This is a genomic window from Micromonospora sp. NPDC005367, assembly GCF_040606825.1.
Classification (GTDB): domain Bacteria; phylum Actinomycetota; class Actinomycetes; order Mycobacteriales; family Micromonosporaceae; genus Micromonospora.
The window spans coordinates 1-25,723 of sequence record NZ_JBEXFP010000056.1 but is presented as its reverse complement, the minus strand read 5'-3'; the positions used below and the strand labels follow the sequence as shown (position 1 = coordinate 25,723).

General features: G+C 71.9%; 27 protein-coding genes. 12 read left to right on the top strand and 15 right to left on the bottom strand.

The genetic code is table 11. From position 1 onward, the window contains the following. Positions 1 to 26: 26 nt before the first annotated feature. Entirely contained in the window at positions 27 to 884 is an 858-nt protein-coding gene (locus ABZS42_RS27715; protein WP_355150144.1) for a helix-turn-helix transcriptional regulator, read from the top strand. Between the two features lie 169 nt (positions 885 to 1,053). Here ABZS42_RS27715 and ABZS42_RS27710 read toward each other — a convergent pair whose 3' ends face one another. Beyond that, the gene (locus ABZS42_RS27710; protein ID WP_355150142.1) at positions 1,054 to 3,021 is read right to left on the bottom strand and encodes a potassium transporter Kup; all 1,968 of its coding nucleotides are present in this window, start codon (positions 3,019 to 3,021) and stop codon (positions 1,054 to 1,056) included. A gap of 216 nt (positions 3,022 to 3,237) precedes the next feature. Continuing rightward, the gene (locus tag ABZS42_RS27705; protein WP_355150140.1) at positions 3,238 to 4,056 is read right to left on the bottom strand and encodes an alpha/beta hydrolase; all 819 of its coding nucleotides are present in this window, start codon (positions 4,054 to 4,056) and stop codon (positions 3,238 to 3,240) included. A gap of 490 nt (positions 4,057 to 4,546) precedes the next feature. On the opposite strand from ABZS42_RS27705, the gene ABZS42_RS27700 reads away from it, so the two are divergent. From ABZS42_RS27700 to ABZS42_RS27685, 4 genes are all read left to right on the top strand, one after another. Beyond that, positions 4,547 to 5,725, top strand: coding sequence for an RNA ligase RtcB family protein (locus ABZS42_RS27700; RefSeq protein ID WP_355150138.1), 1,179 nt, complete (start codon positions 4,547 to 4,549; stop codon positions 5,723 to 5,725). Next, positions 5,722 to 6,396, top strand: coding sequence for a peptide chain release factor H (gene prfH, locus ABZS42_RS27695; protein ID WP_355150136.1), 675 nt, complete (start codon positions 5,722 to 5,724; stop codon positions 6,394 to 6,396). The genes ABZS42_RS27700 and prfH overlap by 4 nt, the downstream gene beginning before the upstream one ends. Before the next feature lie 124 nt (positions 6,397 to 6,520). Continuing rightward, positions 6,521 to 6,931: a hypothetical protein gene (locus tag ABZS42_RS27690; RefSeq protein WP_355150134.1), complete on the top strand. Its 411-nt coding sequence runs from the start codon at positions 6,521 to 6,523 to the stop codon at positions 6,929 to 6,931. Positions 6,932 to 7,069: 138 nt separating this feature from the next. Further along, entirely contained in the window at positions 7,070 to 8,371 is a 1,302-nt protein-coding gene (locus ABZS42_RS27685; RefSeq protein ID WP_355150132.1) for a vanadium-dependent haloperoxidase, read from the top strand. A gap of 86 nt (positions 8,372 to 8,457) precedes the next feature. Here ABZS42_RS27685 and ABZS42_RS27680 read toward each other — a convergent pair whose 3' ends face one another. Further along, positions 8,458 to 8,802: a crosslink repair DNA glycosylase YcaQ family protein gene (locus tag ABZS42_RS27680; RefSeq protein WP_355150130.1), complete on the bottom strand. Its 345-nt coding sequence runs from the start codon at positions 8,800 to 8,802 to the stop codon at positions 8,458 to 8,460. 12 nt (positions 8,803 to 8,814) lie between these two features. Further along, entirely contained in the window at positions 8,815 to 9,219 is a 405-nt protein-coding gene (locus ABZS42_RS27675) for a BCCT family transporter (RefSeq protein ID WP_355150128.1), read from the bottom strand. A 9-nt stretch (positions 9,220 to 9,228) separates the two neighbouring features. Here ABZS42_RS27675 and ABZS42_RS27670 point away from each other — a divergent pair, with 9 nt between their 5' ends. Beyond that, on the top strand, positions 9,229 to 9,684 hold the full coding sequence (locus ABZS42_RS27670; RefSeq protein WP_355150126.1) for a hypothetical protein: 456 nt from the start codon (positions 9,229 to 9,231) through the stop codon (positions 9,682 to 9,684). Between the two features lie 249 nt (positions 9,685 to 9,933). Here ABZS42_RS27670 and ABZS42_RS27665 read toward each other — a convergent pair whose 3' ends face one another. Next, a complete protein-coding gene (locus tag ABZS42_RS27665) occupies positions 9,934 to 10,344 on the bottom strand; it encodes a helix-turn-helix domain-containing protein (protein WP_355150124.1) in 411 nt (136 codons plus the stop codon). 98 nt (positions 10,345 to 10,442) lie between these two features. Here ABZS42_RS27665 and ABZS42_RS27660 point away from each other — a divergent pair, with 98 nt between their 5' ends. After that, positions 10,443 to 11,300: an alpha/beta hydrolase gene (locus ABZS42_RS27660; protein WP_355150122.1), complete on the top strand. Its 858-nt coding sequence runs from the start codon at positions 10,443 to 10,445 to the stop codon at positions 11,298 to 11,300. A gap of 55 nt (positions 11,301 to 11,355) precedes the next feature. On the opposite strand, the gene ABZS42_RS27655 is transcribed toward ABZS42_RS27660, so the two are convergent. The 10 genes from ABZS42_RS27655 to coxB form a co-directional block, all read right to left on the bottom strand. Further along, the gene (locus ABZS42_RS27655) at positions 11,356 to 11,775 is read right to left on the bottom strand and encodes a hypothetical protein (RefSeq protein ID WP_355150120.1); all 420 of its coding nucleotides are present in this window, start codon (positions 11,773 to 11,775) and stop codon (positions 11,356 to 11,358) included. A gap of 528 nt (positions 11,776 to 12,303) precedes the next feature. Further along, positions 12,304 to 14,037 (bottom strand): cytochrome bc complex cytochrome b subunit, encoded by a 1,734-nt coding sequence (locus tag ABZS42_RS27650; protein ID WP_355150118.1) that lies wholly within the window; start codon positions 14,035 to 14,037, stop codon positions 12,304 to 12,306. Continuing rightward, on the bottom strand, positions 14,034 to 14,900 hold the full coding sequence (locus ABZS42_RS27645) for a Rieske (2Fe-2S) protein (protein WP_355150116.1): 867 nt from the start codon (positions 14,898 to 14,900) through the stop codon (positions 14,034 to 14,036). Before ABZS42_RS27645 ends, ABZS42_RS27650 begins: the two co-directional genes overlap by 4 nt. Further along, entirely contained in the window at positions 14,897 to 15,703 is an 807-nt protein-coding gene (locus ABZS42_RS27640) for a c-type cytochrome (protein ID WP_355150114.1), read from the bottom strand. Before ABZS42_RS27640 ends, ABZS42_RS27645 begins: the two co-directional genes overlap by 4 nt. A 4-nt stretch (positions 15,704 to 15,707) precedes the next feature. Further along, entirely contained in the window at positions 15,708 to 16,097 is a 390-nt protein-coding gene (locus ABZS42_RS27635; protein ID WP_355150112.1) for a c-type cytochrome, read from the bottom strand. Further along, positions 16,094 to 16,975: a cytochrome c oxidase assembly protein gene (locus tag ABZS42_RS27630; RefSeq protein WP_355150110.1), complete on the bottom strand. Its 882-nt coding sequence runs from the start codon at positions 16,973 to 16,975 to the stop codon at positions 16,094 to 16,096. Before ABZS42_RS27630 ends, ABZS42_RS27635 begins: the two co-directional genes overlap by 4 nt. Beyond that, positions 16,963 to 17,364, bottom strand: coding sequence for a hypothetical protein (locus ABZS42_RS27625; protein ID WP_355150108.1), 402 nt, complete (start codon positions 17,362 to 17,364; stop codon positions 16,963 to 16,965). Before ABZS42_RS27625 ends, ABZS42_RS27630 begins: the two co-directional genes overlap by 13 nt. Before the next feature lies 1 nt (position 17,365). Further along, positions 17,366 to 17,989, bottom strand: coding sequence for a heme-copper oxidase subunit III (locus ABZS42_RS27620; protein WP_355150106.1), 624 nt, complete (start codon positions 17,987 to 17,989; stop codon positions 17,366 to 17,368). A gap of 55 nt (positions 17,990 to 18,044) precedes the next feature. Beyond that, positions 18,045 to 19,973 (bottom strand): cytochrome c oxidase subunit I, encoded by a 1,929-nt coding sequence (gene ctaD / locus ABZS42_RS27615; RefSeq protein ID WP_355150104.1) that lies wholly within the window; start codon positions 19,971 to 19,973, stop codon positions 18,045 to 18,047. Between the two features lie 15 nt (positions 19,974 to 19,988). Further along, on the bottom strand, positions 19,989 to 21,020 hold the full coding sequence (gene coxB / locus ABZS42_RS27610) for a cytochrome c oxidase subunit II (RefSeq protein ID WP_355150102.1): 1,032 nt from the start codon (positions 21,018 to 21,020) through the stop codon (positions 19,989 to 19,991). A gap of 135 nt (positions 21,021 to 21,155) precedes the next feature. Here coxB and ccsA point away from each other — a divergent pair, with 135 nt between their 5' ends. The 5 genes from ccsA to ABZS42_RS27585 are packed head-to-tail and all read left to right on the top strand — an operon-like array spanning position 21,156 to position 25,677. Continuing rightward, entirely contained in the window at positions 21,156 to 21,920 is a 765-nt protein-coding gene (gene ccsA / locus ABZS42_RS27605) for a cytochrome c biogenesis protein CcsA (protein WP_355150100.1), read from the top strand. Continuing rightward, positions 21,917 to 22,318, top strand: coding sequence for a cytochrome c maturation protein CcmE (locus ABZS42_RS27600; RefSeq protein ID WP_355150098.1), 402 nt, complete (start codon positions 21,917 to 21,919; stop codon positions 22,316 to 22,318). Before ccsA ends, ABZS42_RS27600 begins: the two co-directional genes overlap by 4 nt. Next, a complete protein-coding gene (locus ABZS42_RS27595) occupies positions 22,308 to 24,242 on the top strand; it encodes a cytochrome c-type biogenesis CcmF C-terminal domain-containing protein (RefSeq protein WP_355150096.1) in 1,935 nt (644 codons plus the stop codon). Before ABZS42_RS27600 ends, ABZS42_RS27595 begins: the two co-directional genes overlap by 11 nt. After that, the gene (locus tag ABZS42_RS27590) at positions 24,239 to 24,796 is read left to right on the top strand and encodes a TlpA disulfide reductase family protein (RefSeq protein WP_355150094.1); all 558 of its coding nucleotides are present in this window, start codon (positions 24,239 to 24,241) and stop codon (positions 24,794 to 24,796) included. Before ABZS42_RS27595 ends, ABZS42_RS27590 begins: the two co-directional genes overlap by 4 nt. Then, entirely contained in the window at positions 24,793 to 25,677 is an 885-nt protein-coding gene (locus tag ABZS42_RS27585; RefSeq protein WP_355150092.1) for a cytochrome c-type biogenesis protein CcmH, read from the top strand. Before ABZS42_RS27590 ends, ABZS42_RS27585 begins: the two co-directional genes overlap by 4 nt. Positions 25,678 to 25,723: the final 46 nt, after the last annotated feature.

Here is a 25,723-nt window from a genome sequence, read left to right as displayed (position 1 = left end):
GTCGTCCGACGGGGCAGACTGGGGACATGACGACGGCGGAGTTCGGGCAGTCGGTGCGGCGCTGGCGCGACCGGGTGCCGCCCGAGGCCGCGGGCCTGCCCGCCGGCGGACCTCGACGCGCGGCCGGCCTACGCCGCGAGGAGCTCGCACTGCTCGCCGGCATCTCCGTCGACTACCTCACCCGCCTCGAACAGGGCCGCGCCTCCCACCCCTCGGCACAGGTCGTCGCGGCCCTGGCCAGGGCGCTGCGGCTGTCCGACCCCGAGCGCGCCCACCTCTACCGGATGGCCGGGCTGGCACAGCCGGCCCCGCAGACGATGCCCGCCGTCATCACCCCCAGCGTTCAGCGGCTGCTCGACCGCATGGCCGGTGTACCCGTCGCGGTCTACGACGCCGCCTGGACGCTTCTCGTGGCCAACCCGCCGTACGCGGCGCTGATGGGCGACCCGTCGGCCTGGCGGGGCAACGAACGCAACGGCGTGTGGCGGCACTTCCTCGGTCCCGGCTCCCGGGTCCGGCTCAGCCCGGAGGAGCGGCGCGGGTTCGAAGCCGCCCTCGTCGCCGACCTGCGTACCGCCGCCGGCCGCTACCCGGCCGACCCGCACCTGCGCCGGCTGATCGGGCAGCTACGGGAAGGCAGCGGACGATTCGCCGAACTGTGGGACGCCGGCGCCGTCGGACGGCACGAGACCGCCCGCAAGACCGTCGAGCATCCGTACGTGGGCCCGCTGACGCTGGACTGCGACGTGCTCTCCGTCGCCGGCAGCGATCTACGGATCATGGTTTACACCGCTGCGCCGGACACCGAGGACGCCGAACGGCTCGCCCTGGTCACCGTGCTCGGCACCCAGTCCCTGCCTGCCGGCCGCCCGCCCACCGCCTGAGCCCGGATCGGCTCGGCCGGCGCTGCGGCCGGTCGGACCGACGACGTCTGGGTCTGCCTCGTCAGTGACCGGCTTCCTCGATCCCCTCGACGGTGCCGGTGGGGGTACGCGGCCGGGCGGCGACAAGACGCGCCGCCCGACGGGGCTGTCCCGCGGGCGACGCGACGGCCTACACCTCGATGTACGAACCCATGATGACCGTGCGATCGCGCGGCAGGCAGAAGTGTTCGGCGGCGTCGGCGGTGATGAACGAGGTCGTGATGAACAGCCGCTTGCGCCAGCGTGGCATGGTCGGCCGGCCGCCGGCGCGCAGCTCGATCTTCGACAGGAAGTACGACGCCTCGTCGGCCTCGATCCGCCCCTCGACGTCACGGGCGTTCAGCCGCCGCAGCATCTCGGGCACGTCCGGGGTCTCCATGTAGCCGAAGTAGGCGCTCACGTGGGTGATGCCGTCGTCGGAGTAGCCGAGGTCGTCCACGACGATCCGCTGGTCCACGGAGACCCGGGGCACCGGCTTGGTCTCGATCGAGAGGATCACCACGTGTTCGTGCCGTACGTGGTTGTGCTCGACGTTGGCGCGCATCGCGAGCGGCACGGTCTGCTTGCCGCGGTTGAGGAAGATGGCCGTCCCGGGAACGTGCCGGGCCCGCCTGCCGTCCTTGCGCAGTTCCTCGACGAAGTCACGCAACGAGCCCTCATGCCGTTGGCGTTCGGTGGTGACGATCTCGCGTCCGCGTTTCCACGTCGTCATGATCGTGAACGCGGCGAGGCCGATCAGCAACGGCACCCACGCGCCGTGCAGCAGCTTGGTCGCGTTCGCCCCCAGGAGCAGCAGGTCCCACACCAGCAGCGGCACCGCGCCCAGACCGAGCAGCCACAGCGGGACCTTCCACTTCCAGCGGCCGAGGTAGAACAGGAGAAGCGTGCTGATCGTGATCGTGGCGGTCACCGCCATGCCGTACGCGAAGGCCAGCCCCGCCGAGCTGCCGTAGGCGACGACGAGGGTGAGCACCGCGACCATCAGCAGCCAGTTGACCCACGGCACGTAGACCTGGCCGATGGTGGACTCGGAGGTGTGCAGGATCCTCAGCCGGGGCAGGTAGCCGAGTTCCGCGGCCTGCGAGGCGACCGAGAACGCCCCGGTGATCACTGATTGGGAGGCGATGACCGTCGCGACGGTGGCGAGCAGGGTCAGTGGCAGTCGACCCCAGTCGGGCGCGAGCAGGAAGAACGGACCGCCGATGTTGCTCGGGTCCTTGAGGATCAGCGCACCCTGGCCGAGATAGCTCAGCGCCAACGCGGGAAACACCAGGACGAGCCAGGCCCGGGTTATCGACCGGCGGCCGAAGTGCCCCAGGTCGGCGTAGAGCGCCTCGGCGCCGGTGACGGCGAGCACGATGGCGGCGAGGGCGAAGAACGCGACCTCGAAACGACCGGCCAGGAACCCCAGCGCGTAGGTCGGTGAGAGCGCCTTGAGGATGTCCGGGTGCGCCGTGATGCCCCGCACTCCGCATGCGGCGACGGTGAGGAACCAGACGATCATGATGGGCCCGAAGAGGCGACCGACCGCGGCGCTTCCCCGGCGCTGCGCGAAGAACAGCGCCGCGATGATCACCACGGTGATGGGCACGACGAGCTCACCCAGCGAGGGTTCGACGACCTTGAGGCCCTCGACAGCGGACAGCACGGAGATCGCGGGCGTGATCATGCTGTCGCCGAAGAACAGCGCGGCCCCGAAGATGCCGAGTGCCGCGAGCAGCGGTACGGCGCGCCCGCCGCGCCGTACGTTGCGGCGCAGCAGGGTGATGAGGGCCATGATGCCGCCCTCGCCGTCGTTGTCGGCGCGCAGTGCCAGCAGCACGTACGTGACCGTGACGATGATCATCACGGTCCAGAACACCAGTGATACCACCCCGAACACGTTCTGCGTGCTGATCGGGACGGGATGCGGATCGCTGGGGTTGAACACCGTCTGCATCGCGTAGATCGGGCTGGTGCCGATGTCGCCGAAGACCACCCCCAGCGCGCCGATGACCAGCGCGAGTCGCGCGCTGTCGCGCGCGGCCGCGCTGGTGGCCCCCAACGGCCGCGCCGCCGGTCCGGTCTCGGGCACGCCCGGTTGCTGCCGCTCGGTCACGGCGTTCCCCCCTGTAGCCGGCGACGACACCGGCTCGACGCCCAGGGCACGCGCCCTTGATGCCAGACGTCGGCATATCGGCACATTACCGGCAGAACGGTGGGTCCGGCGGCCGGTCAGGGACAGCCGCGTCGGCAGCCCGAGTCGATCCGCCGAACGGGAACCGAGCTTCGCCGCTCAGCGCGGCGCCCGCGCATGCCGCCCGCGACCGCCGACTCAGCGCTGGAGCAGGGTCCTGACGTCCGCGAACACCCGATCGTCGGCGGCGGCGGCCTGCGGGGAGGTCGCGTCCTGCTGGACGAAGTTGTGCTCCAGGCCGGCCTCCTGGCGGTGCAACACCCGCACCCCGGCCTCGGTGAGCCGACGGGCGTAGGCGTTTCCCTCATCGCGCAGCGCGTCGTGCTCGGCAGTCACGATGATCGTGTCCGGCAGGCCGTGCAGGTCCGGCGCCAGCAGCGGGCTGGCCGCGGCCCGGTCGGCGGCCTCGGGCGTGAACTGCTCGACCGCCCAGACGAGGAAGTCGGTGTCCAACGCGTGACCGGTCCCCTCTTCGACGACACTCGGCTGCGAGAGTGTCAGGTCGGTGTTGGGGAAGAACAGGATCTGCGCCAAAGGCAGCTGCTCACCCGCGTCCCGCAGTCGAAGGCAGGCCATGGTCGCCAGGTAGCCACCGGCGCTGTCGCCGGCGACCGCGGCCGGCCGGGCCCAGCGCAGCACCGCGACCACGTCGTCGATCGCGGCCGGATAGGGGTGTTCGGGCGCGCGCCGGTAGTCGACGGCCAGCACCTCCACGTCACAGGCGTCGGCGAGACGTCGGCACAGGCGGTCATGGGTGTCCAGGTCACCCAGGACGAACCCACCGCCGTGCGCGAACACCACCTGCGGCCGCGCCTGCTCCCCCGGGCGGTAGTGGCGTAACCGCAGACCGTTCGGCCCCTCGACGTCCGCCACACCAACCAGTTCCGGACCCCGGGGGCGGCCGGCTGCTCGCCGGCGTGAGCCTTCGCGGAGTTCGAACGCGTCAAAGGAAGACATCAGGCTCTCCTTCCGTCCACGACTGATCGGAGATCAGCGGATCGGCCCGCCGGGACGACCTCGTTCACGACGCGGACCGCGGCATCGGCCCGCCGGGCTCAGCCGGCCAGGCCGGAGCACCCGGGCGACGCCACGGCCGGCTAAGTACTCTAACGCCCGCTGGACACGGTGTCCGGTTGGGACAGGAAACCCGGTGGGCCGTCCCGGACCGGCTCCGGCGCGACGCTCGAGCGCCCGCGCATGTCGGCCGATCAGCGGCGGACGTCCGCACCCGGAATCCGAGGTGACACGGCGCTGCCCGCCGCACCGCGGTTCGACGCCCGGGCCCCCCACCGCCGGGATCGAAATTCGGTTGCCGCGCCCGGGCCGGTTCCACCAGGGTGTGCCCATGAGGTACTGACGGACAACATCCACTTTCCCGCGCGGCGCCGTGACACGACCGGCGCCGTACGGTCGTCCGCCCCTTCCCCTCAGCGAAAAGCGAGCATCCTTGTCTCTGCACGCCTCCCCTCCCGGATCCCTCCCAGCCTCCGCCCCCGCCACCGTCACCGTGTTCGCCTCGCCCGAGAGCTGGGTCGAGTCGGATGCGCTCCGGCAGTGCCAGCAGGTGGCCGCGCTCGACGGCATGATCCATGTAGCCGGCATGCCGGACCTGCACCCCGGCAAGGGCGCACCGATCGGCGCCGCCATGTCGTCCACCGTGCTGTATCCGTTCCTGGTGGGCTCCGACATCGGTTGCGGCATCGCGGTGTTCCCGATCAAGCTCAAGCGGGCCGTACCCGAGAAGCTCGTCGCCCGGTTTCCCGACCTGGACCAGCCGCTGGACCCGAAGCGGCACGCCGACGACCCGGCCTGGGCCGTCGTGGCGGGCGACATTCCCGCCGGCCATCTCGACGGTCTCGGCACGGTCGGCCGGGGCAACCACTTCGTCGAGCTGGCGCGGGTCGGTACGGTCTTCGAACCGGACCACGCGGCCCGCCTCGGGCTCGCCACCGGAGATCTCGTGCTCGTCGTACACAGCGGCTCCCGCGGGCTCGGCGAGCGGATCCTGCGCGCACACACCGAGGTCCACGGCGCCGGCCCCGCCGCCGACGTCGCCGCCTACCTGACCTCGCACGACGAGGCCGTGCGGTGGGGATCACTCAACCGGCGGCTGCTCGCCGCCCGCGTCGCCCACGCGCTGGGCACGGAACCCACCGACCCGGTCGTCGACGAGTGCCACAACCTCGTCGAGATCCGCGACGGGCGGTACCTGCACCGCAAGGGGGCGGCGCCGGGTGACGGCCGCGACGTGCTCGTCGCCGCCACTCGTGGCACCCCGTCGTACCTGGTGGCCACCCACGCCGGTCCGGACGCCAACCACTCGGTGGCCCATGGCGCGGGCCGCAAGATGTCCCGCGCGGACGCCCTGCGGCGGGGCCGCGCCAAGCACACGGTCGAGGAGCTGCGTCGCACCCCGGTCGGTTCGGTGGTGGTGTGCGGCGAACGACAGTTGCTCTTCGAAGAGGCCCCCTCGGCGTACAAACGCAGCGAACAGGTCGTCGCCGACCTCGTCGAGCACGAGCTGGCCACCCCCGTGGCCACCACGGTGCCCCTGGTCACCTACAAGACGTCCGAGCTCGGGACCGGGCGGCGAGCCGACCGCCGACGTGGGCGGAGGCGGGCGTGAACGTCCACCTGCTCCTCTCCGCCGGGCGCGGCCCGCAGGAGTGCGCGTGGGCGCTCACCCAGCTGCTGCACCGTCTGGAGGCCGACGCCGCCCGGCGGGGCCTGACGACCCGCCGGATCCAGGTCGTGGCCGGCGACCGGCGCGGCACCCACCGGTCCGCGCTCGTCCTGATCAACGGTGCTGACGCCGAGTCGTTCGCCACCTCGTGGACCGGCACGCTGTGCTGGCAGGCGCCCAGCCCGTACCGGGCGAGCACCGGTCGCAAGAACTGGTACGTCGCCGCCCGGCCCTGCCGGACCGACCTCCCGACGACGACGTTCGCGGAGGCCGACGTCGACGTCGTCGCCTGCCGCACCGGCGGCCCGGGCGGCCAGCACCGCAACAAGGCCAGCACCGCCGTACGGGCCACCCACCGCCCCACGGGCCTCGTGATCGTGGTCGACACCGAGCGACACTTCACCCTCAACCGCCGCATCGCCATGCAGCGGCTGCGGCAGCGCATCGAGGACGACGACGAGGCCGACCGGCGTGACCTGCTCACCGACCGGTGGCGGATCCACGACGAACTCGTACGCGGCAACCCGACCCGCACCGAACGCCCGGCAGCGGGTCAGGGCGAGGCTCCGCGGCAGCGACGACGGCACGCCGGCGAGGCCCGCTCACCGCGCTGACGGCCCCGACCGGCGCTCGTCGCCCGGACCGGGGCGGCCCGCCCGGGCCCCGGCGTCGTGACGCTACAGAGACGGTGGGTGGCGGACCATCTGGCGCACGACCTCTCGTCCCGAGGGAGGAAAGATGGATTCCGTCATCCTGCCCGAACTGCCCACCTACCTGTTCGCTCCCAACCTGGCCGGTGTGCTGTCGTTGGCGCTCACCTTCGTGCTGCCGCTGATCGCCGCACTGTTCATGCGTACGTCCTGGTCGGCGTTTCGCAAGGGTCTCGTGCTGCTGCTCGTGTCGGCCGTGAAGACGTTCCTGGAGGCGTGGCTGGTCGCCGTCGAGGCGGACACCGCGTTCAACGTCGCGGAAACGGCGTACGCGGTGGTGGTGAACTTCGGTCTGGCAGTCGTCTTCTACTCCGGGCTGCTGCGGCACACCCCGCTTCAGCAGGCGGTCATCACCCGCGGCCCGGTCAAGGAGCAGCCGGCACCAGCCGAACCGTCGCCCGGCGACACCGTCGGCGAACGCGCCGAGCCAGTGCCGTGAGTGACGTACGGCGGCGGGACCACCGATGGCGAAACTCGTGCTAACGTTCGCAATCGTCGATTGATTGTCCCGCGCTGCCTGCGGTCGGCGATTGCCCGTCGTCGGCCACACGCATGCTGATAAACGTCGGGGGAACCCATGTCGAGCCACCGCCCGGCGCTCCGGAAACTCTGGTCCCGCACCATCCCCGCAGCCCTCGCGCTCGGCGTGATGCTCGCGAGCACCGCCACGGCGCCAGCGGCGGCCGCCGCGGACCGGGCCGCCGGCAACAGCACGACCAATCCCGTCGTCGCCTGGGACCTCCAGGCGCAGACGGCGATCTGGGACGTCGCGGCACAGCAACCGAACGAGCAGGTACGCAGCTTCGCGATGGTGAACGGCGCCGTCTACGACGCGGTGAACGCCATCGCGGGGACGCCGTACCAGTCTTACCTGGTCGCGCCGGCCGCCCGGGGCACCGAATCGGTGGACGCGGCCGTCGCCACGGCCGCCCACGGCGTGCTCGCCGCTCTCTTCCCCGCCCAGCAGGAACGGCTCCGGGCCGAGTACGACGAGGCGCTCAGCGTGATCCCCGACGGCCCATCGAAGCGGGGCGGCGTCCGGGTCGGGTCCCGGACCGCCGCCGCGATGGTCGCCGCACGGCAGGACGACGGAGCGTACGGCGACCAGCAGTGGACGGTCGGCACCGAGCCCGGTGAATGGCGTCCCACGCCGCCGCTGTTCCTGTCCCAGGGGGCGTGGACGGGGCACATGCGGCCGTTCCTGCTGCCCCGCGCGTCGCTGTTCCGCACGCCCGGCCCACCGGCGGTGACCAGCAGGGCGTACGCCCGTGAGGTCGCCGAGGTCGAGCAGGTCGGCGCGGCGTCGAGCACGGTACGCACCCAGGACCAGACCGAGGCCGCGCTCTGGTGGCACGACCGGCGATCCGCCTCGTGGGAGATCAAGCGTCAGCTCGCCACCACCCAACGGTTGAGCACCCTGCAGACCGCGCGCTTCTTCGCGATGACCGACCTCATCGTGGCCGACTCCGGCGTTGCCTGCTTCAGCCAGAAGGAGTACTGGAGCTACTGGCGTCCTGTCACCGCGATCCAGCAGGCCGGCAACGACGGCAACCCTCGGACGGCGGCCGATCCGGACTGGGCGCCGCTGCTCGTCACGCCCCCCTTCCCCGAATACCCGTCCGGTCACGCCTGTGGCACCGGCGCGCGCATGTCGCTGTACCGGCACTTCTTCGGCACGGACGATGTGACGTTCAGCGGATCCAGCGTGGACTCCGGCACGACCCGGCACTTCACCAGTTTCTCCCAGGCGCTCGACGAGCTCATCGGCGCGCGCGTCTGGGGCGGCGTGCACTTCCGCAGCGCCGACGTCGACGGCGCAAACCTCGGTGCGGCCGTCTTCCGCTACGCGGTGCGGCACCACTTCCGCCCACTGAGATAGTCCGCCGTCGCCGACGGCCGGAGCTAGTGCAGTGAACAGAGACGTTCACCGGGCCGCGACGGGCCCAGACGATCCTGGATACCGCACTAGGTGGCGAATTTGACGTCGGCAAGGGGGATGCCGAGGTACGCGGCGAACCGTTCGGCTTGTTCGCCGATGTTGTCGCGTGTGGTGGCGGAGAGCTTCTGCCACGGCTGCACAGCGACCGTCAACGTGTTGCCGGCTTTGCGGGGACGCCAGGAGCCGACCAGTTCACCATCGACCGGGACGGCGCCGGGGCGGCCCGGCACCGGCCACAACTCCTTGGCATGGGCCGTGCCCGACACGAGAGCTGCGCGGTCTCTGACCTGAAGGAAGAGGTCGAACGGGCCGAGCAGGCGAGTTGTCGTGGCGTGCTGGGTTCCTCGACACGGCCGTGGAACCCACCACACGAGACGCGCTGGTCAGGCGGGCGACTCAGCGCTGTCGAGGTCCGCCCTCGTCCGCCCTTCGGCAGCGGCCGCGACGGTACGCGGCTCCGCGCCGGCCATCGCGCTGGGAGGTTCGCGGCGCAGTTCACGCAGCAGCCCGGCGACCATGCCGACCATGCCGACCATGATGAACAGGAACGGCAGTGCGGCCAGGATGGTCAGCGACTGCAACGCGGACAGACCACCGGCGAGCAGCAGCACCGCCGCCACCAGCCCGGTCAGGGTGCCCCAGAGCGCGACCAGCCAGGCCTTCGGCTCAATGTCGCCGCGTGAGGACAGGGTGCCCATCACCACCGAGGCGGCGTCGGCCCCGCTGACGAAGAAGAGCGCCACCAGCACCATGACCAGGATGGCGGTCACCGGTACCTGCTCGCCCACCCTGAGCAGGTGGGGCGGGCGTCCGGCCGCGAACCCGTGCGCGAGGCGCTGCTGTGGCTGACCCGCGGCCGGTGGCCACGCCGACACGGCCGGCTAATGGTGCCTCGGCTGGCCACGCCGTGGCAGGACACCGGCTCGGCCGAGCGGATCGGCTGGCGGATGCGCGCGGCGAACCTGCGCAACCACGACCCCGGCGACGCCTCCGTACGCGACGAGTACGTCTTCGAGGTCGACTACCAGCTGTGCGGGCGGTGCCGGATCGGCTGGGTCGAGCAGCCCCACACCCTGGATCCCTACCGCCGTCGCGGCCTGGCCGCGCTGCGTACGGAGAACCCTGGCTTCACCTGGCACACCTTGGGTGGGCATATCGACGGCTCCCCTGCCTTCTGGGACACCATCGGTGCCGACGTGCCCGGCGGCTACCGGCCTCGCGGGGTGTGCGAGCACGTCACCGCTGGCGGCTGACCGCCCGGGCGACGTCGGGCTCAAAACGGCGCGGGGCCGGGCGTGCGTTCCGCGGGCGGGATCGGCGGCGCCTGACCGATGTCCGCCAGTTCCTGCGCCAGGTCGGCCCTCGAGGAACATCGGAACGCAGGCTAGCGCTAAGGATGATCTTGGAATGGACGGGCGGGCGCCGATTTCCGGCACCCGTCCCTTTAAGGGCTTGTGTAGGCAACCGGCTGGCCAACATTGCGGTTGATTGCGGGGTGGAACCTACGACGAGATCTCTTCGGTCTCAGCGTTATCTGAGTTCCGAGAGGTGCCGTTGTTGACCGCCACGATCTCGGCCATGTGCTCCTCGGCCCATGCCCGCACTGCTGCGAGCGGCTCGTCGAGGCTCACTCCCAGGGGGGTTAGCCCGTAGTGCACCTGCGGTGGCACGGTGTCCTGCACTCGGCGGGTCACCAGTCCGTCAGCAGCAAGGCTCTGCAGCGTGTGAGACAGCATCTTCTGCGACACCCCTGGCACGCGTCGGCGCAGCTCGGCAAAGCGCACCTCGACGGGATGCGCCTCGGCCAGCACCTTGATCGTCATCGACGTCCATTTGGTGCCGATGCGGTCGAGTAGCAGCCGCGTCGGACAGTTCGGGGCGAACAGGTCTCCACGACGTGCAGAGGTGGTCACCTCCAGCTCACCGCCTTCCTCGTAAGTGCCGTCTTCTCCACCATGGCGGCAGTATCTTACGGTAACCGCGTAACCAGGGGGGACCACCAAGGAGCGCCGTGACCACGGATCAAATTTCTGCAGATCTGCACCTGCGGCGCGTTCCGCTCAAGGACGTCGAACTCAACGTTGCCGTCGCCGGGGACGGTCCGGCGCTCGTACTGCTTCATGGCTGGCCCCACACCTGGCAGGTGTGGGCCTCGGTCCTGCCTCGCCTGGCCCAGGACTACACTGTCATCGCCCCCGACCTCAGGGGTCTAGGCGACAGCTCGCGACCAGCCACCGGGTACGACGCCGGCTCGATCGCCGGTGACATCCGGGATCTGCTCGACGCCCTCGACATCGAGCACGCGGCCCTTGCCGCGATCGACGCCTCCGTCCCGGCCGCCTTCTTGCTGGCGGTCCAGCACCCCGAACGCATATCCCGGATCGTCTTGATGGAATCGGCGCTACCGGCCCTCCCCGGGGCAGAAGGGTTCTTCGCTGCAGGGCCTCCCTGGTGGTTCGGTTTCCATGCAGTGCCCGAACTCGCCGAGACGGTGCTCGTCGGCCGCGAGGCGCCCTACCTCGACCACTTCCTCAGGTCCGGAACCTACGACCTCTGCGGTATCGACCCGCAGATTCGAGACGCATTCGTCGCCGCCTACACCGGAAAGGCCGCGCTGCGCGCCGGTTTCGAGTACTACCGTGCCATGCCAGCCAACGCCGAGCTCATCGGAACCCTGCTCTCCTCGGGTGCACGCCTGACCGTCCCCACACTGGCCATCGGCGGGAACGCCGTAGGAGATGCGCTGCACCAGCAGCTGCACGCGGTCGCCGACGATCTCACGGGACGGCTCCTCCCCAACTGTGGGCACATCGTCCCGCTGGATCAACCCCAGGCGCTCCTGGACACACTGCTCGCGTTCCTGCAGTGACTGTGCACAGGCGCCGAACGCGAGGGTGACATCCGGCCGAGCTTCGGCCGCTGGCTCAGTGCGAGCGGCACGGGGCCGGCGATGTAGCGGGAAGCTGGTCGAGTAGGGCGGCCAGCTGCCGTTCCGGCTCGCAGAAACGATCGTTATCTAGAGCCGGGTATCTGGGTACACGCATTACCTGCATGGTTTCGTCGAGGACGATGTGCGGAAAGAACTGCCGAAGTTCTCCAGCAGGAGACATGAGCAGTCCGGCGCCGTAGCTGCCGGTGCCCTCGACGCCGACTTGGTCGACGACTCCGAGTGCCTGCGCCCAGGCTGTCAGCCGAGCATGGCCGGACGCGGTACTCGGCACGCCGGTCGCGCCGAGCAGGCACCCGTACTGGTCGATCGCCGCGGCTAGGTGCACGTCGGCGTGGGTGTCCACGCCGACCGGGACTCGCACCTCGGCAAGGTCGATCGTCATTGCCACGCCCACCCCAGACCTCCGTCGCGTCGCCTCACTCCGTGCGGCGCCACCGCCAGCGGAATCGCGGGCAGAACTGCAGTGGGATGCTTCGGGCTCCTATCAGGCCACATCGACCCCCGGTCGGCGGCGGCACGGCGACGTCCTCCCGCCGGTCGACGTATCGCTAACAAGGCACCACGGCCCGTTGTTTTTCGGGTCAGACCGCCGGGAAGACGTCGGCGATCATGATGCCTGTAGTTGTTTTTTCGCGGGAGGCTACGGTCGGCCCATATCGTGTACAACCTCCGTGATGTCGGGAGATTCAAGCTCGTTCTGAGCTACTGCGCCGACTGCCTGGTGCCGCTGCTGATCGCGATGACCGGGATACCGGGAGATCGGAAGACGGTCGCTGATCCACGATCGGCGATGGTCCAGCACGGCAGCTCGACGTCCGGGACGTCACTGCAAACCGGACACCACTCTCGGTATCGATCTTAGAGATCACCCTGCGCTTTCATGACAGTTGTGTGAAGTCGCCCGGGGTAGGCACGGGTCTGTTCACGGCGGAGGCTCGCCCGGCCGGTCGGGTCCTCTCTTCCGCGCGCGCCGCTGCCGCAGCGCCGCAACCAGCAGTGACACGCCCATGGCGGCGTTGGCTCCGCGGCGCAACACGGCACGAACCTTGCCCGGCGGTCGGGGCGGCGGCGGGCCCGGTACGACGACCCGGTCGACACCGGGGTAGGCGAGCCGGGCGGCGGAAGCCGCCTCCTGCTCGGTCGACGCCGCCTGGTTGCCCAGGATCGCGACCCCGCGCGGGGCGTCCCGGTAGCGCCAACGCCACACCTCGCCCTCCGGCCACAGCTCGATCCGCTCGCCGGGGCGGTCCCGGGCCGGCCGCTCCGGCTCGTCCACGTCCGCTGTCCCGCCGGTACGGTCACCGGCGGGTGGCCGGCGCGCCTTCGCCAGGTCGGCGCGGGTCAGCTCGCCGACGCGGGCGGCGTCGCCGCGACTGAGGGCCCTGGCCAGCAGGAACGCCAGCGCCCCGGTGACCAGCGGCAGGACGAGCACCACGACGCGCAGCACCGAGAGCAGGTCGTAGACGGACACCCGCAGCAGCCGGGCGATGATGTCGTCGCCCGCCGCGACGACCAGCACCGCGTAGAAGGTGAGCGCGGCGACTCCGACGCCCATCCGGACCGGATGCTCGCGTGGACGGTCCAACAGGTGGTGCTGCCGGCGGTCGCGGGTGCGCAGCCGTTCGAGGAACGGCCAGGCGTACAGGGCCAGGAACGTGACGCCGCCGATCACCGCACCGGGAATGAACGGTGACGGCACCAGGTACCGGCCGATGCGCACCTCCCACGCGGGGAACAGCCGCAACGCGCCGTCGCCCCAGGTCACATACCAGTCGGGCTGGGCCGGTGAGGTCGCCTCGGCCGGCGAGAACGGGCCGTAGAGCCAGACCGGGTTGATCTGCACCAGCCCGCCGAGCGCGAAGAGCACCGCCACCACCCAGGCGAACAGCGCCAGTGACCGCAGCGTGTAGCTGGGCCAGAACCGGGAGCCGACCACGTTGTGCTCCGTGCGTCCCGGGCCGGGGAACTGGCTGTGCTTCTGCCGTACGACCATCGCCAGGTGCACGCTGATCAGGGCGACCAGCACGGCGGGTACCAGCAGCACGTGGCTGACGAACAGCCGCGGGATCATCTCGTCGGAGGGGAACTCGCCGCCGAGGGCGAGGAACGCCAGCCACGCTCCGATCACCGGGATCGACTCCACCACCGAGACGATGATCCGCAGTCCCATGCCGGAGAGCAGGTCGTCGGGCATCGAGTAGCCGGTGAAGCCGTTGGCCAGGGCGAGGGTCAGCATGGTGACGCCGACCAGCCAGTTGAGCTCCCGGGGCTTGCGGAACGCTCCGGTGAAGAAGATCCGGATCAGGTGCACGACGATCGCGGCGACGAAGACCACGGCAGCCCAGTGGTGCGTCTGCCGGATCAGCAGCCCCGCCCGGACGTCCCAACTCAACCGGACCGTTGAGGCGTACGCGGCGGAGGTGCTGCTGCCGTCAAGTGGCGCGTACGAGCCGTGGTAGACCCGGTCGGCGGAGCTGGCCTCGAAGAAGAAGGTCAGGTAGACGCCGGTGAGGATCAGGGCGATGAACGAGTAGAGGGCGATCTCGCCGAGCATGAACGACCAGTGGTCCGGGAAGACCTTCGCGAGTGCCTTCCGGGTGATCGGGGAGAGCCGCAGTCGGTCGTCGACCCCGCGCGCGAGCCGGTCGAGGATCATGGCCAGTTCCAGAAGCCGGCGCCGGGCGGCGCGGTGAAGTCCGCGGTGGCGCGCAGGAACCCGTCCGGGCCCACCTCGATCGGCAGTCCGGGCAGCGGCCGGGCGGCCGGGCCGGCGACGGGTTCGGCTCCGGCGAACAGATCGAAGGACGACTGGTGGCAGGGGCAGAGCACCCGGCCGGTCTCGTGCAGGTAGAGCCGGACCGGGCAGCCGGCGTGGGTGCAGAGCAGGGAGTGGACGACCAGCCCGTCGAGGTGGCCGCCGGCGGGCGGCCGGGTGAAGCGCTCCGGTTGCAGGCGAACCGCGAAGGCGGGAGCGTCCCCGGCATCGAGGTCGCCCTCGGGGAAGACCGCGACCACGGTGCCGGTGGGTACGTCCGCGGGGCGCAGCGGTCTGCCGTCGGCCGTGACCAGCCGGACGCCGGGTCGCCACGGGGTGTCCTTGAGCGCCTCGACCGGGCGGGTGCGGTCCCACGGCAGCAGTGAACGGAGCGGGAACAGGGCCGCGGCGCCGAGCGCGGTCAACGCGAGGGCGAGCGCACCGAGCAGGCCACGACGACGGATCGGGCTGTCCGGAGCCGCGAGCGCGTCGCCGGCCATCGCCTGCTCCCTCGGCGGTGGCGTGAACCCCTCGTGTTCCTCGACGTACCCGCCGGTCGGCACCAGTCGCCGCCCCCAGACGGCGAGGCCGGTCGCCAGCCCGGCGAACGCGACGGCGAGGCAGACGCCCTCCCACTGTGTCTGTCCACCGAGGCCGTACGTGACGGCGAAGCCGATCGCGCCGGCGGCGCTGACCAGGAAGGAGCACACGATGCGGCGGTTCACCCCTGGCGGGGCGGGCGGCACCGGGGGGCGCCTGCTCATTCCTCGGCCCTCCTGCCCAGCCAGCGGGCCGCCGCGACGAGCAGCCCGAGGGTGGCGATCCAGGCGACCAGACCCTCGGCGAGCGGGCCGAGCCGGCCCAGCGGGTTCCCGCCCCGGTCCAGCCGCTCGCTCTGCAGCCGCCGCACGTACGTGGTGAGGTCGTCGACCTGCTGATCGGTGAGCACCTGGCTGGGAAACACCGGCATGAGCCCGGGTCCGACCCGCACCGCCTCGGCGATCTGCACGGCCGTGGCCTCGTACAGGGGCGGGGCGTCGCGGCCGTCGGTCAGTGCGGCGCCCGCGCCGGTGGCGCCGTGACAGGGTGCGCAGTTGGCGGCGAAGATCTCCCGCCCGGCGGGGAGGTCGCCGGGGACGACCCGGGGAACCTGCGGCCCGCCCCCGCCGAAGCTGGCCACATGGTCGACGAGCGCGGCGATCTCGTCGGCGGAGAAGACCGGCTCGTCGCGGCGGGGCTGCGGCATCTCGTCGGCGATGGGCATCCGGCCGGTGCCGACCTGGAAGTCCACCGAGGCGGGGCCGACGCCGACCAGGGAGGGGCCGCGTTGACTGCCCTGCCCCTGCTCGCCGTGGCAGCTCGCGCAGTGCTGCCGGTACAGCTCCGCCCCGCGCTGCCCGGTGGGCGCGGTGGTGGCGGGCGTGGCCGTGGCGGTCGGTGTCGGGCCGGGATCGGGTTGGGTGGCCAGCGCCGCCGGCCCTGCGGCGAGCACCAGAGCCGTTCCGACGGCGAGGGCCCGGCGGGGCCTGAGCCGTTGCGCCGCGCCGGGCGAGGCGTGCTGCTGCATCCGGTCAGTCCAGGGTGTAGAGATAGGCGGCGATGTCCTGCGCGTCGATCGGGGTGACGCCGAGATCCGGCATGGCGGTTCCCGGCTCGACGGCCTGCGGGTCGGCGATCCAGTGCTGAAGATTGTCCGCGTTGTTCACCAGCGCCCCCGCGATGTACGAGCGCGCGCCGAACCGGGTCAGCGGCGGCCCGACCAGCCCGTCGGCCCGGTCGATGCCGGGAATGGTGTGGCAGGAGCCGCAGCCGTACTGGGTGATGAGGGCGGCCCCCCGGTCCGGTTGACCGGCACGGATCTCCGGGGGCGGCGGCCGGTCGGCGCGGGCGCAGGAGGTGACGGCGAGCACCGCCACCGGCACCAGCAGGGTGAGCCGCCGGGCACGCGAAGGTTTGGTCATCGCAGCACTCCCTCGGTTCGGGCGGCGGCCGCGGATCCGGCCGGCTCGGGCGGACCCACTGCGTCCGGATGTTGCCGCTGCAGCCGCAGCAGCCAACGCAGGAACACCGTCAACGCCGCGACGAGGACCGCCACGTCCATCGGCGCCCACATGAGCAGGCCGGCCAGTTGCTGGTCGGCGAGGGGCTCGGGGCCGAGCGCCCGGAGCGGGTAGACCGGCCGAGGTGCGAAGGTGAGGACGGCGCCCAGCGCGGAGGCCGGCAGCATCGTTGCGACCAGCAGCAGCAACGCGACAGGTGCGGGCAGCCGGTGCCGGGCCACGCCGAGAATCGGCGCCCAGAGCAGCCAGGATCCGGCGACGAAACAGACGTGTTCCAGGGCGTGCACGACGGGCCGGTCCAGTGCCGCGACGTACGGCGCCGGCAGATGCCAGACCCACAGCACCAGGGTCTGTGCCGCGCCGGCCACCAGGGCGGTGTTCACCGGCCTGCGCAGCCAACGGGCGCCGCCGGCGGACCGGAGCCGGGCCAGCCGTCGCCGCAGCCGGACCGGGCAGGCCAGGCTGAGCGGCAGCCCCGCGGCGCCTGCGGCGAGCAGCGGACCGGCCACCAGCAGCAGCACCATGTGCTGGGTCATGTGGCCCGCGAAGGACCGCTGCGCCAGCCCGGCCAGCGGACCGCTGTCGGCGGCGAGCACGACCAGCACACCACCGCCGAAGGCGACGACCCGCCAACCCGGCAGCACCTCCCCGGCTCCCCGGCGCGCCCACAACTCGTGGACACCCCGGCCGTAGCCGGCGGCCAGCAGGGCGACTGCCACGGCGAGCAGGATGGTGAGCAGCCCGGCCTCGACGGAGCCGGCCGCGCTCATCGCTGACATGGCGGGAACACCAGCAGCGCGACGCCACCCAGCAGGATGATGGCCAGGAACAGCAGGTTCGCCCAGAGGCCGAGTGCGGCGAGCAACCGGGTGCGGCCGAGGGTCCCTTCGGCGATCCCGTCGGGTCGGGTGTGGGCGGTCCGCCGCCAGGCGAGCGCGGCAGCGAGGAGCGCACCTACGGTGGCGAGCGCCGGTACGACCACGGCGAGCGCGACGACCACCCGCAGCGGTACCACGCCGACGTGATCCGAGCCGCCGGCGCAGGTGAGTTCGTCGATGCCCCAGGCCAGCATCAGGTGGATCGCCCACGCGAGGGCGCCGCCCAGCACCGCGTACCAGAGCAGCAGCCCACCGGCGAGGCGGGTACGCGGACCGGGCTGGGCGCTCATGTCACAACCTCGGCGAGAGGTAGATGGTGAACAGGATCGCGGCCCAGACCGCGTCGACGAAGTGCCAGTAGATGGCGGCGTTGCGGACCCGGTCGTGGCGGTGGGCGCCGAAGCTGCCGCCGCGCAGGGCGGCGGCGAGCAGCCAGCTCAGCATGGTCAGCCCGATGAGCACGTGCAGGCCGTGGAAGCCGGTGATGACGAAGAAGAGCGAGCCGTAGGCGTTCGTGGTGAGGGTGAAGTGGTGGAACAGCTCGGCGTACTCGGTGGCCTGCAGGGCCAGGAAGGCGCTGCCGAGCAGGAGGGTGGCGGCCAGGCCGTACCGCAGCCGTCGGCGGTCACCGCGGCGGATGCCACGCTCCGCCCAGATCACCGGCAGGCTGCTGGGCAGCAGCACGGCGGTCATCACCAACGGGCGCAGCAGCTTGGGTTGCTCGATGCCGCCGGGTGGCCATTCGCCGCCGTGCTGGAAACGCAGGTAGAAGTAGCTGCCGAGCAGGCACGCGAACAGGGTCGCCTCGGTGGTGACGAACATGACCATGCCCCACCAGCCGGTGGAGCGGCCGACCGGCAGCTCGGTGGTCAGCGCCTCGGTGCTGGTGGCCGCGGCGAGGTTGCGGGCGCTCATCTGGGCCACTCCCTGCGGTCGGTGCCGGAACGCGGCCCACCCGCGCGGTGCCCGCTCATCGGGCCACTCCCAGTTCCTCTTCGGGGCGTCGCGGCGGCCACAGCCACCAGGCGATGATCACGGCCACGGCGACGGCCGCCGCCACGGCGAACGGGTACCAGGCGAACAGCATCGTGGTGAAGAACACGAGCATGGCCAGGGCGAGCAGCAGTGGTTGCAGGGACGCCTCCGGCATCTCGACCACGCGTTCGCGGCGGCCGTCGAGTTCGCTGGTGAACAACGTCCGGCGGCCGTCGGCGAGGATTCGGTCGGGGGTGGCCTCCTCCGCCATGGAGGACCGGCTCGACTGGTCCCAGGTGGGGTGCAGGCTGTGCACCTGCGGCAGGACGGGGAAGTTGTACGGTCTCGGTGGCGAGTCGGTGGACCATTCCAGGGTGTCGCCGCCCCACGGGTCGGGTGGTGCGGGACGGCCGCGGCGGATGGCGTGCACCACGCCGATCAGCACGAGCAGCAGCCCGGCGGCCAGGATGTACGCCCCGATGGTGCTGACCATGTTCCACACGGCCCAGCCGGGCTCGTCGCGGTAGGTGTAGACCCGGCGCGGCATGCCGAACAGGCCGGAGAGGTGCATCGGGAAGAAGGCGACCTGCATGCCCGTGAAGAACAGCCAGAACGCCCACTTGCCGAGCCCTTCGTGGTACATCCGCCCGGTCATCTTCGGCAGCCAGTAGTAGAGGCCGGCGAGGATCGGGAACACCGCGCCGCCGATGAGCACGTAGTGGAAGTGTGCGACCACGAAGTACGAGTCGGTGACCTGCTGGTCGAAGGCGGTCAACGCGAACATGGCGCCGGTGAAGCCGCCGAGCACGAAGGTCACGATGAACCCGATGAGGAACAGCAGCGGCACCCGTACGACCAGGCGGCCGAGCATCATGGTGGCCAGCCAGGCGAATATCTGGATTCCCGAGGGGATGGTGATGATCGTGCTGGCGGCGCTGAAGAAGCTGTAGGACAGGTGCGGCAGGCCGGTGGCGAACATGTGGTGCACCCAGACGCCGAACGAGATGATCGCGATGGACACGATGGCGAGCACGATCAGGACGTAGCCGACCACCCCGCGGCGGGTGAAGGCGGGCAGCACCGCCGAGACGATCCCGAGCGCCGGCATGACGATGATGTACACGTCCGGGTGGCCGAAGATCCAGAACAGGTGCTGCCAGAGCAGCACGTTGCCGGCGGCCTCCGGGTCGAAGAAATGGGTGCCGAACCGGCGGTCGAGGAAGAGCATCGCGTTGTCGAGGTTCAACGCCGGCAGCGCGAAGATCACCATGAAGGCGGTCGCGACGATCGCCCAGACGAACAGCGGGACACGGTTGAGGGACATGCCGGGCGCGCGCAGCTTGAGCGCGGTGACGATGAAGTTGATCGAGCCTGCGGTGGTGGCGATGCCGAGGAAGAGCAGCCCGAGGGTGTATACGTCCATGTGCAGCCCGGGGGTGTTCCGGTCGTCGGTCAACGGCACGTACGCGAACCACCCCCCGTTGGGCGCCGCGCCGAAGGGCAGGCTCGCCCACATGAACAGCCCGGCGAAGAGGAACACCCAGTAGCCGAACGCGTTCAACTTCGGGAACGCCATGTCCCGGGAGCCGATCATCAGCGGGACGAGGTAGTTGCCGAAGCCGAACAGCATCGGGGTGGCGAACAGGAAGATCATCGCCGTGCCGTGCATGGTGAACAGCTGGTTGTACTCCTCCGGGGAGAGCAGGTTCGCCTCGGGCCGGGCGAGCTGGGTACGCATGGCCAGCGCGCTGATCCCGGCCAGGACGAAGAACAGCGAGGCGGTGACCAGGTAGCGCCGCCCGATCCGCTTGTGGTCGACGGTGCTGAACCAGGAGCGCAGCGAGGGCCGTTCGCCCCAGTGCGCTTCGAGGCGGGCCAGGTCCTCCTGGCCGGCGCCCGGTGGCGGCGCGATCGTCGTGGACATGTCCTACCTCCCGCTCTACTCGAGTGACCGCAGGTAGGCGATGAGGTCGGGCAGTCGTTGCGCGTCGACCGGTTGCGGCGGCATGTAGCTGCCGGGCTTGACGGTCTGCGGGTTCACGATCCACCCGCCCAGGTGTCCGGCGTCGTTGGGCACGGCGCCGGCGCCGATGCTCCAGCGCGTGCCGACGTCGGACAGGTCCGGCCCGACCCGGGCGTCGGCGTCGGTGCCGCGGATCGCGTGACAGCCGGCGCAACTGCCCTGGACGAAGACCTGCTGCCCGCGCCGCTCGGCGTCGGTCGTCGGTTGGCGCGCCGGCGCTCCGAGACGGCCCAACCAGGCCTCGAACTGTGGGCGCGGTTCCGCGATCACCTGGAACGCCATGTGCGCGTGCTGGGTGCCGCAGTACTCGGCGCACTGCCCGCGGTAGGTGCCCGCCCGCTCGGCGTGCAGCCAGGTCTCACGCGTCTCGCCCGCGATCAGGTCGGTCTTCGGCATCAGTTGCGGCACCCAGAAGCTGTGCAGGACGTCCGCCGTGCGCAGCCGCACCCGGACCTGTTCTCCGACCGGGATGTGCAGCTCGTTCGCGGTGGCACCGTCGATGCCCGGCACTCGCACCTCCCACCACCACTTGTGGCCGGTGACCTCGATGGTGGGTGCGTCCCGTCCGGGTCCGGCGCCGAGCGCGGCCAGGTCGCGGAGTCCGAGCGCGTAGACCACCACCAGGATCACCAGTGGCACCCCGGCGCCGGCGATCGCGACGAACCGCAGTGGTTGGCCGTGCCGCACCCGGGTGTCACGGCCCCGGCGGAACACCAGCGCCCACACCAGGAGCACCATGACCTCGGCGAAGACCGCTGCGGAGATCCAGAAGAGGACCCACCACAGGTCGGCGATCCGAGCGGCGCCCGTACCCGCCGGGTCGAGGGCGGAGGGCGAGCCGGCCGAACACGCGGCGAGCGTCGGCACGGTGGCGAGCACCAGCGCCGGGCCGACGCGCCGGCTGATCCGGCGTCGCCCGGGATGTTCGAGGTCGTGCGCTCTGTCCACCGGCACCGACCCTAATCATCTCGTCCGTGCTTGCGTCTTATATAGGCAAATGCGATGAATAGACCATTTGCCCGGAATAGAGTCGGCACGCAGAAACGGCCCGGGCAAGCGCCGACTGGCGCGGACAGGGAGATCATGCGAGCGACCACCGTGGACCTCGCCCTCGACACTCGCGGCGGAGCTGCCGGCCGGCGAACGTTGGGCTGGACGGCCGGCGGCCTGTCCGCGGCCGCGGCTCTCGCCGGAGGGTTCCTGGCCCCGACCGACGCCGCACAGGGTCCGGCACAACGACTCATGTACCTGCACGTGCCGGCCGCGTGGGTGGCGTACCTCGCCTTCGGAGTCGTGCTGGCGGCCAGCGTGGCGTACCTGATCGGCGCCGACCCGCGCTGGGACCGCTTCGCCCGGGCCGGCGCCGAGATCGGTGTCGTGCTGACCGCGCTCGCCATCGGCACCGGGTCCTACTGGGGGCACCTGGTCTGGGGCACCTGGTGGGCCTGGGACCCCCGGTTGGTCAGCACGGCGCTACTGCTGCTGACCTACACCGGCTACCTGGCGCTGCGACGGACGTTGGCCGAGCGCACCGGCGGCCGCGACGGCGACCGCGCGGTGGCCCGGCCGGCGGCCGTGGTCGGCGTGGCCGGCTTCCTGCTGGTCCCCGTGGTGCACTTCTCGGTGCTCTGGTGGCGGTCGCTGCACCAGCAGGCCACGATGCTCGCCCCGGAACGCCCGCCGATCGATCCACGGATGGGCCTCGCGCTGCTGCTCGCCGTGGCGGCGGCCAGCGTCGTCGCGCTCTGCGTCCTGCTGCACCGGGTGGTCCGGCTGGAACGCCGCCGGACCGACCCGGCGGCCACGCCCGCCGACCCGGCCCGGCGCGCCCCGGCCCGGGTCGGATGATCCGGCGTACCGGTCGAGTCGCACTGATCGGCGTGCTGCTCGCCGGCGGGGGTCTGCTGGTCACCAGCGCCTTACGGGACACCCTCACCTACTACCGGACGCCGGGCGAGGTGCTGGCCGAACCGGAGCTGGCGCGGGAGCGCGTACGGCTCGGCGGCGATGTGGTGCCCGGCTCGCTGCGCCGCGAGGGCGACCTGGTGGTGTTCAAGCTGGCCGAGGCGGGACACGAGGTCGTCGTTCACCAGCGTGGCGTACCGCCGGAGACGTTCCGCGAAGGTGAGAGCGCCGTCGTCGAAGGCCGCCTCTCCACCGACGGCGTGTTCCGCGCGGACCATGTGGAGGTCCGGCACGGCAACGAGTACCGGCCGGCCGAGGCGGAGCCGTCGGATGCTCGGTGACCTGGGCACCGCCAGCCTGACCGCCGGACTGATCAGCGCCTCGCTCACCGTCCTGCTCTGGCTGCGGGTCGCCCTGCTCGGCAGGTCCGCGCGGCACGCCCGGGTGGCCACCGTACTGACCCTGCTGGCCGCCGCCCTGGCGTGCGCGGTGCTGGAGACGGCCCTGCTCCGACACGACTTCAGCGTCCGCTTCGTCGCCGAGAACGGCGGGCGGCACGTGTCCGGCTACGACACGGTCACCAGTCTCTGGTCCGCACTCGACGGTTCGCTGCTGCTGTGGTTGCTGGTGCTCTGCGGATACGCCACACTGCTGGCCCGCCGGCCTCACCCAGCCCGGCTGCACGCGTACGCGATGGCGGTCGTCGGCGTGGTGACGACGTTCTTCTTCGCCCTGTCGGCGCTCGCGGCGAACCCGTTCCGGTCGGTGTACCCGACGCCGGTCGACGGCCCCGGCCCGAACCCCCTGCTCCAGCAGCACCCGGCGATGGGCGTGCACCCACCCCTGCTCTACGTCGGCTACCTCGGCCTGGTCGTGCCGTTCGCCCTCGCCCTGGCCGCCCCGCTGGCCGGCCCCGAAGGCCGGGACTGGCTCCGCATCGCCCGGCCGTGGACCCTGGCCGCCTGGTCGGCGCTGACCGCCGGGATCGCGATGGGCGCCTGGTGGTCGTACGCGGTACTCGGCTGGGGTGGCTACTGGGCGTGGGACCCGGTGGAGAACGCCTCGCTGTTGCCCTGGCTGACCGCGACGGCGTTCCTGCACACCATGTTGTCGGGTGCCCTCCGGCGTGCCCGGTGGAACTCCGTCCTCGCCTGCGCCAGCTTCCTGCTGGTGCTGCTGGGCACGTTCCTCACCCGCTCCGGCGCCGTCGCCAGCGTGCACGCGTTCACCGAATCCCCACTCGGCCCGCTGCTGCTCGGTCTCGTGCTGCTGGCGGTCCTGGCATCGACACTGCTCGCCGGCCGGCGCGACCCGTCGCCGCCCGGTCGTGGCCGCACTCCCCTGCTGTCCCGCGCCACGGCAGTCCTGGTCAACGGCGTGCTGCTGGTGACGATCGCCGCGGTCGTGCTGATCGGCACCGTCCTCCCGCTGCTCACCGAGCCACTGACCGGTGCCCGCAGCAGCGTCGGTGCCGGCTACTACCAGCGCACCGCGGTCCCGCTGGCGATCGTGGTGCTCCTGCTCGCCGGGGTCGCTCCCGCCGTGCGGCGGGCGGGTGACCGGGCGGCGGCACGACGGCTGGTGCTGCCCGCGGTCGCCGGGTCGGTGACCGTGGCGGCGGTGGGCCTGCTCAGCCGGCCGGGTGTGCCCGCACTTGTCGCGTTCGGGGCGGCGGCGTTCACCCTGACCGGCCTGGCCGGGGAGCTCGGATCGGTGCTGCGCCGCCGCCGGGGCGTACGGACGGTGCGCCTGGCGGCCGTGCTGGCACACGCCGGCCTCGCGCTGGTCGCGCTCGGCGTCGCGGGGTCCTCGGCGTACGGCCGGGCCCAGGAGCAGACCGTGCGCACCGGCGAGGTGGTACGGGTGTCGGACGTGTCGGTACGGCTGCTGGCCGTCGAACGATCGGCGAGCGACGGGCGGATGGCGGTGCGGGCCCGGCTGGCACTGACCGGTGACGGCGCCGAGCGCACCGTCGAACCGCGACTCTGGTACGACACCGCCCGGGACACCGCGGTCACCGTCCCGTGGATAGACACGGGCCCGCGGCGAGACACCTACGTCACGCTGCTCGCCGTCGCCGCGGACGGTAGCACCGCGACGGTGCGGCTCGCGGTGAATCCACTGGTGGGCGTCCTCTGGTGCGGCGCGGCGCTGATCGTCGGCGGTGGACTCCTGGCGTTCGCCGCGAGCGTGCGGCGGGTCCGGCGACGGCCACCGCCGTCAACTCCGGTCGCTGCGCCCACCGCCGCGAAGGTCACGGCGTGACGGCCGGCCGACTGCGCCGCTTGCCGGTGGGCAGGACGACGGTGCTGCTGCTGGTGGTCGTGGTCGGAGTCGTACTGGCGGCCGGGCTGCGCACCGGCCCGGCCCAGACCACCGGAGCGGCCGGCGACCCGATCCCGGCGCCGGCGCCGGCGCTGAACGGCAACACGCTCGACGGCGGACGGTTCGACCTCACCGAGGCACGCGGCCAGGTGGTCCTGGTGAACGTCTTCGCCTCCTGGTGCGGGCCGTGCCGCGACGAGCTGCCGCTGCTCGCCGACACCGCCCGACGCTGGTCCCCGCACGGTCTGCGGGTCGTCGGACTCAACCTGCGCGACGGACCGGAGGCCGTGCGGGCGCTGCTGGCCGAGACCGGTACGACGGAGATCACCGTGCTGCCGGACCCGGACGGCACCCAGGCCGTCAGATGGGGCGTACGCGGAGTCCCCGAGACCTTCGTGGTGGACCGGGACGGACGGATCGTCGCCCGCCAGCAGGGCGTGGTCACCCGGCAGTGGCTCGACCAGCGGGTGGCGCCGCTGCTGGAGCCGGCATGATCCGGCGGCGGCTGCTCGGCGCGCTGGTGGTCGCGGTATTGGTCGCCGCAGCGGTCACGGGACTGCTCCGCTCGTCGGTACCGGACGCCGACCCGCTCCGCACGGTGACGCAAGGGTTGCGTTGCCCGGCCTGCCAGGGCGAGTCGGTGGCCGACTCGCAGTCGCCGATCGCCGCGGCGATGCGGCAGGCGGCGGCCGAGCAACTGGCCCAGGGACGCAGCCCGGCGGAGATCCGCCGATGGTTCGTCGAGCGCTACGGCGACGAGGTGCTCGCCGACCCGCCCACCCGGGGGCTGTCGCTGCTGCTGTGGGCCGTACCGGCGCTGGCCCTGCTGGGCGCGGGCACGGCCGCCGTACGCACGCTGCGTCCGTCGCGGCGGAAGCGGCCCGTCGAGGCCGGGTCAGGCCGCGCTCCGGGCGGCGCCGCCGCGCAACGTGTCTGGTGGGTGTCCTGCGCCGGGGTGGTGGTGCTGGTGGCCGCGGTGGCGCTCGCTGCCGCCCGCCTGAACGACGCGCAGCCGCAGGCGGGACCCGCGGACCCGGTCGCCGTCACCCTCCAGCTGGCCCGCGACCTTGAGCGGGACCACCGGTACGACGCGGCGGCCGAGCTGTACCGGGAGGTGTTGCGGGACCGCCCGGACGACGGCGTCCAACTCCGGCTCGCCTTCGCGCTGCTGCGCACAGGCGACGCCGCCGGTGCGGAGCGGACGGTGCGGGAGGTGCTGGCCCGCTCGCCCGACTCGCCGGACGGGCTGCTGGTGCTCGGGCTCGCGCAGCGCAGCACCCGGCCGGGGGACGCGCCGGACACGCTGCGCCGGTTCCTCGCCGTCGCGCCGGGCCATCCGGCCGCCCCGGAGATCCGCCGGCTGCTCGGCGCCTGATCCGCGCCTGCGGGCACCCCTGGTTGCACGCGCGCGCCGGCGGATC